The 6,004-nt window shown below is 72.9% G+C and carries 3 protein-coding genes; 2 read left to right on the top strand and 1 reads right to left on the bottom strand.

Annotated features, from left to right (window positions below):
• Positions 1-52: 52 nt before the first annotated feature.
• Positions 53-2,104 (bottom strand): ATP-binding protein, encoded by a 2,052-nt coding sequence (locus ACFOWE_RS05245; protein ID WP_377285775.1) that lies wholly within the window; start codon positions 2,102-2,104, stop codon positions 53-55.
• A gap of 442 nt (positions 2,105-2,546) precedes the next feature.
• Here ACFOWE_RS05245 and ACFOWE_RS05240 point away from each other — a divergent pair, with 442 nt between their 5' ends.
• Together ACFOWE_RS05240 and ACFOWE_RS05235 are read left to right on the top strand one after the other, a co-directional pair.
• Positions 2,547-3,266, top strand: a complete 720-nt coding sequence (locus ACFOWE_RS05240) for a class I SAM-dependent methyltransferase (protein ID WP_377285773.1) — start codon at positions 2,547-2,549, stop codon at positions 3,264-3,266.
• Positions 3,267-3,481: 215 nt separating this feature from the next.
• On the top strand, positions 3,482-5,407 hold the full coding sequence (locus ACFOWE_RS05235) for an acyl-CoA dehydrogenase family protein (RefSeq protein ID WP_377285771.1): 1,926 nt from the start codon (positions 3,482-3,484) through the stop codon (positions 5,405-5,407).
• The last annotated feature ends 597 nt before the right edge of the window (positions 5,408-6,004 follow it).

Here is a 6,004-nt window from a genome sequence, read left to right as displayed (position 1 = left end):
GCCGGGGACCGGCGGGCGGCGGCGCTCCCCGGAGCACGGCCGCCCGGCGCCCTCAGTGGTCGAGGGCGTAGGCCACGGCGGAGTCGGGGTCGTCGTCGTGGCCCTCGGCGAAGACCGCGTCGTAGGTGTCGTCGCCGAGCAGCTGCCGGGCGGTGCGCTCGGCGACGGTCCGCGGCTCCGACATGCCCTCCGAGCCGAAGCCCCGCAGCCCGAACGCGGCCCACAGCCGCATGCCTGCGCCCTGGAGCCGGGCCGTGCGGTAGCCGTCGCCCTGGACCGCGGCGATCACCGCGAGCTGGTCGAGGGCGAGCGCCACCCCGGTGGTGTCCCGCAGCCGCCACTTGGCGGCGAGCGAGCGCCGGGCGGCCTGCTCGGCCTCCTCCAGCCGTCCGAGGCCGAGCTGGGCGATGGAGAGCACGTAGTCGCCGGTGGCTCGGGCCCAGCGCTCACCGTGGCTCTCGCAGAGGCCCTGCGCCTCCTCCAGGATGGTGATGGCCCTGGCGAAGTCACCGCGCCAGGTGACCGCCATGGCCGCGGTCACCAGGGCGAGCGGCTCGCTCACGGTCATGATCTGCGCCCTCCGGAAATACTCGCGTACACGCCTGACAGCGGGTTCGACCTCCTCGAGGGCGCCGACGCACAGAGCGCGGACGGCCAGGCGGAGCTGCGCGTGCCCCGCCGCCTCGTGGTCGCCCCACTGGAGTGCCACGGCCAGTGCCGTCTCGGCCCGGCGGCGTCCGGACTCCAGGTCGCCCTGGGCCATGGCCACGCAGCCGTCGGCCCACAGGAGCTTGGGCAGGCCGGGGTCGGTCGGGGAAGCGGCCTCGATCGCCCGCTTCATGTAGTAGCGGCCCTCGCGCAGGCGCCCCAGGCAGAACCAGAGGATCCACAGCGCTCCGGCGATCTCGACGGAGAGCGGGCCGCCGGGAGCGCCGGAGTCGAGGACGACGCGGAGATTGGTGATGGCGAAGTTCAGCCGTCTGGCCCACTGCTCCTGGTCGGGGCCGTACCAGCCGGCGTCGGCCCGGCGCGCCAGGTCGAGGTAGTAGCAGCGGTGCCGCTCGGCCAGCCGCTCGGCGTCCCCGAGCGCGAGGAGCCGCTCCCTGCCGTACTCCCTGATCGTGTCGAGCTGCCGGTAGCCGCCGGGGACCCGGATGAGCAGGGACTTGCCCGCCAGGACGGCCAGCAGGCCCGGCACGTCGGGCAGGTGCTCGTCGCCGCAGACCCAGACGGCCGCCTCGGTGTCGAAGTTCCCGGCGAAGACCGACAGGCGCGCCCAGAGCAGGCGCTCGGCGGGGGTGCAGAGCTCGTGGGTCCAGGCGACCGCGGTGCGGAGCGTCTGCTGCTGTGAGACGAGGGCCCGGTTGGCCGAGAGGGCGGCGAACCGGCCGTCCAGCCGCTCGGCGAACGGTTCCACCGGCATGGTGCCGAGCTGTCCGGCTGCCAGCTCGACGGCGAGCGGGATGCCGTCCAGCCGCCGGCAGATCCGGGCGGCGGCCGCCAGCCCTCCGTCGTCCAGGTTCAGGCCGGGCACCGCGGCCTCGGCCCGGTCGAGGAAGAGCCGGAGGGCGTCGTTGCTCTCGGCGCGCACGACGCCGGTGGGATCGGGCGGCCGGAACGGCTCGACGGGCAGCAGTGCCTCCCCGTCCACGCCGAGGGGCCGGCGGGAGGTCGCGATGATCCGCACCCCGGGGGCCCCTGCCAGGATCCGGCCGGCGAGCGCGCGGCAGGCGGGCAGCAGCCGCTCGCAGGTGTCCAGCAGGAGCAGGAGCCGTTTGCGGGAGAGGAACTCCACGAGCACCTCGGTCTGGGAGCGGGTGGACTCCTCCCGGAGGCCGAGGACCGCGGCGACCATGTGGGCGAGCAGGTCGCCGTTGCTCTCACCGGACAATTCGACCAGCCAGACGCCGTCGAGATAGGTGTCGCGGCATTCTTCCGCGGCTTTGACGGCGATCCGGGATTTCCCGACGCCCTCGGGGCCGGTGACCGTGGCCAGCGACGCCTCGTCCAGGAGCTTCACCAGCTCCCGCACCTCGGTCTCGCGGCCGACGAAGCTGCTCGTCTCCGCGGGGAGGTTCCCACGCCACCACGGGTTCCGTTCCATCGGTTCAGCTCCTTCCGCGTATCAGGAATAACATCCGGTCGCGGCCAGGGGCCGGGCGTCACCCCTTTCGGGGTGGGGTTTTTCCCCTCCGGCGGAAATCACGTCCTCACCTCGGGATTGAAACTTCTCCCGCCCGCCGTTGATATTCGCAATCGCTTTAATTTAATCATCAATGTCCGTTAAATGCCGTAAAATGCACTACGTGGGAGTCTGTGGCCGACGGGACGCGCGGGACACGCGACCGGACCGATTCCGTGCACTCCGGGACGGATCCCTCACACACTCCGGGACGGATCCCCCCGCCCCGGACGCCCCGTCCGGGACGTTCGGGGAGCCGATCTAGAAGGACGGCCACTAGACTCTGCCTGTCCGTGACCGTGGCCGCCGCGCCGCGGTTTTTCTGCGAACTGGACGGGACCGCATGTCTGGGTATGACCGCGTAGTGCAACCCGCGGCCGGCGACGAGGCCCTGGAGAACCACCTCGGTGGGGACGAGGCCAGGAACTACCGGCAGTACGAGTTCGACATGGTCGCCCCGCACGTGGGCCGCTCGATGCTGGAGATCGGCTCCGGCCTGGGCCACTTCGCCGAGCAGTTCCTGCCCCGGCTGGACCGGCTGGTGGTCAGCGACTTCGACCCCTACTGCGTGGAGCAGCTGAACAAGCGCTTCGCCGACCGCGACGACGTCGACGTGCTGCAGTTCGGCCTGCCGACCGAGATCCCCATCGGGGATAAGGTCGACACCGTCGTCCTGATGAACGTCCTGGAGCACATCGAGGAGGACGTCGAGGCGCTGCGCTCGCTCGCCGCCGCCACCCTGCCCGGCGGCCGGATCATCATCTGGGTCCCCGGCTACATGCAGCTCTACGGCGACTTCGACCGCAAGGTCGGCCACGTCACCCGCTACACCCCCGCCACCCTGCGCAGCACGGTCGCCCGGGCGGGCCTCGACATCGACGTGCTCAAGCCGATCAACTTCCTCGGCGGCCTCGCGTGGTGGCTGGCCGTCCGCCGCGGCGGCGTCGGCTACCCCGACCCGCGCCTGGTCAAGATCTACGACCGCACGGTGGTGCCCGCCACCCGTCTCATCGAGCGGTTCGTCCGCCCGCCGTTCGGCCAGACCGTCTTCTGCGTCGCCCGCGTGCCGCAGCAGCCGCGCTAGCCCCCGCGCCGCACGGCCCCGGCCACCCGTCCCGGCCGGGGCCGTCGGCGTGCCGGCCCTGCCGGCGCCCCCGTCCCGCGGCCCGCCGCGGCCGTCCGCGACCGTCCGCGCCCCGCCCCCTGTACGGCCTTGCCCGAGCCCGTACCCGGACATGCCCTCCCCACGGCCCGTACCCGGGCATAACGCCGGAAGACATCCGCGTCCGGGGAGGTCCGATGACGACCGATCACGCCAGAGCGAGCGATCGCGCCGAAGCCGCCGCCAAGGCCGCCGACTACGCCAAAGCACGTGAGGTGGCCGAGCAGGCCCGTGAGAAGGAGTGGGTCCGGCCCAGCTTCGGCAAGCAGCTCTTCCTGGGCGACTTCCGCCCCCACCTCGTCCACCCCGCCCCGGTCCTGCCGGAGGAGGAGAGCACCCGGGGCGAGGAGTTCCTGCACACGCTCCGGAGGTTCCTGGCGGAGCGGGTCGACCCGGCGCTGATCGAGCGGACCGCCCAGGTGCCGGACGAGGTCGTCAAGGGCCTGGCGGAGCTCGGCGCCTTCGGCATCACCATCGACCGCGAGTACGGCGGGCTGGGCCTGCCGTACCTCTACTACGGCCGGGCCCTGATGCTCGCCTCCTCCTGCTGCCCCGCGGTCGGCACCATGCTCTCGGCGCACCAGTCGATCGGGGTGCCGCAGCCGCTGAAGCTGTTCGGCAGCGAGGAGCAGAAACGCGCCTTCCTGCCCCGGTGCGCCGCCGGTGAGATCTCGGCCTTCCTGCTGACCGAGCCGGACGTGGGCTCCGACCCGGCGAGGTTGTCGACCACCGCCGTCCGGGACGGCGACGAGTACGTGATCGACGGCGTGAAGCTCTGGACGACCAACGGGGTCGTGGCGGACCTGCTGGTGGTGATGGCGCGCACCGGGGAGCGGATCTCCGCCTTCGTCGTCGAGGCCGACAGTCCCGGGATCACCGTCGAGCGGCGCAACGCGTTCATGGGCCTGCGCGGCATCGAGAACGGCGTCACCCGTTTCGAGCGGGTCCGCGTCCCGGCCGCCAACCTGATCGGCCGCGAGGGCCAGGGTCTGAAGATCGCGCTGACCACGCTGAACACCGGCCGGCTCTCGCTCCCGGCCGCCTGCGCGGGCAGCGCCAAGTGGGCGCTGAAGATCGCCCGCGAGTGGGCCCGTGAGCGTGTCCAGTGGGGGCGCCCGATCGGTGAGCACGAGGCGGTGGCGCGCAAGCTCTCCTTCATCGCCGGCACGGCCTACGCCCTGGAGGCCGTGATGGACCTGACCTGCCGCCTGGCCGACGACAGGAGCAACGACATCCGGATCGAGGCCGCCCTCGCCAAGCTGTACGCCTCCGAGATGGTCTGGAAGGTCGCCGACGAGCTGGTCCAGCTCCGCGGCGGGCGCGGCTACGAGACCGCCGAGTCGCTGGCCGCCCGGGGCGAGCGCGGGGTCCCCGCCGAGCAGATGCTCCGGGACATGCGGATCAACCGGATCTTCGAGGGGTCCACCGAGATCATGCACCTGCTGATCGCCCGCGAGGCGGTCGACGCGCACCTGTCGGTGGCGGGCGAGCTCGTCGACCCCTCGGCCTCCGCCCGCGACCGGGCCCGCGCGCTGGCCCGGGCCGGCTCCTTCTACGCCCGCTGGCTGCCCACCCTCGTCACCGGGCCCGGCAGCAGGCCCGGCTCCTACCCGGAGTTCGGGCACCTCGCACCGCACCTGCGCTACGTCGAGCGGACCTGCCGCAGGCTCGCCCGCTCCACCTTCTACGGCATGTCCCGCTGGCAGGGCGGCCTGGAGCACCGGCAGGGGTTCCTGGGCCGGCTGGTGGACATCGGCGCCGAGCTGTTCGCGATCACGGCGGCCTGCGTGCGGGCCCAGGAGGAGGCCGCGGAGCTGGGCCGGCGGCCCGTCGAGCTGGCCGACACGTTCTGCCGCCAGGCGCGGCTGCGCGCCGAGGCGCTCTTCGACCGGCTCTGGGACAACACCGACGCGGGTGACGTACGGCTGGCGCGGTACCTGCTGAAGGACCGCTACACGTTCGCGGAGGAGGGCATCATCGACCCCTCCCTCGCCGGGCCGTGGATCGCCCAGGGGTCCTCCGGCGCCCCGACCGCCGAGAACCTCCGCCGCCCGGTCCACTGACCGCGCGGCGGGCCGGGCCACCGCACGGGGTCCGGCCCGTCCCCGGCGCGGGGAGCCACCGCGCCGGGGGCGGGCCCGGCCGGGCACAGCCTCGCACCATATGTCCGGAATCACCCGGATTTAAATGCCTTGCACCGGTGGAAACGGGCGCGTACCGTCGTCGGTATGTGGATTTTCTCCTGACAGCCGGCGTCGATCGGCCGCACGCCGATCCGCCCGCACTCAGCTCTCCGGCCCCGTACGTCCGACGCGGCAGCTGAGTCTCCGGCACGGCCCTCGCGCCGCGTCGTCTCGATCCTTCGAAGGAGATCCCATATGCGTACCCGTCTTCCCGCCGTCCCCGTTTCCGCCAAGCGCTCCGGCAAGCCCCGGACCCGCACCCCGCTCCCGGAGCGGGCCCAGCCCCCGATGCCGCCAGTGCCCCGGCAGATGCCCAGACCGCATCAGCCGGTGAGGCCGACCCAGCAGCCGCGCCGGATCCCCGGCAAGGGCGGCCGCTGAAGAGGAGACGCCGCGGTCCCTCCCACTAGGGGACCGCGGCGTCTTCTTGCCTGCCGGCTCTTTCCTGCCGTGCGCCGGCCGGCGCCGGGCAGCCCG

Origin of the sequence: Planomonospora corallina (assembly GCF_042650625.1) — a bacterium.
GTDB classification, from domain to species: Bacteria; Actinomycetota; Actinomycetes; order Streptosporangiales; family Streptosporangiaceae; genus Planomonospora_B; species Planomonospora_B corallina.
This window is presented reverse-complemented; position numbering and strand designations above follow the sequence as displayed.

Excerpts from the sequence above, each read along its gene's own strand:
- ACFOWE_RS05245 (WP_377285775.1), bottom strand. The coding sequence starts at position 2,104 with ATGGAACGGAACCCGTGGTGGCGTGGGAACCTCCCCGCGGAGACGAGC.
- ACFOWE_RS05235 (WP_377285771.1), top strand. The coding sequence starts at position 3,482 with ATGACGACCGATCACGCCAGAGCGAGCGATCGCGCCGAAGCCGCCGCC.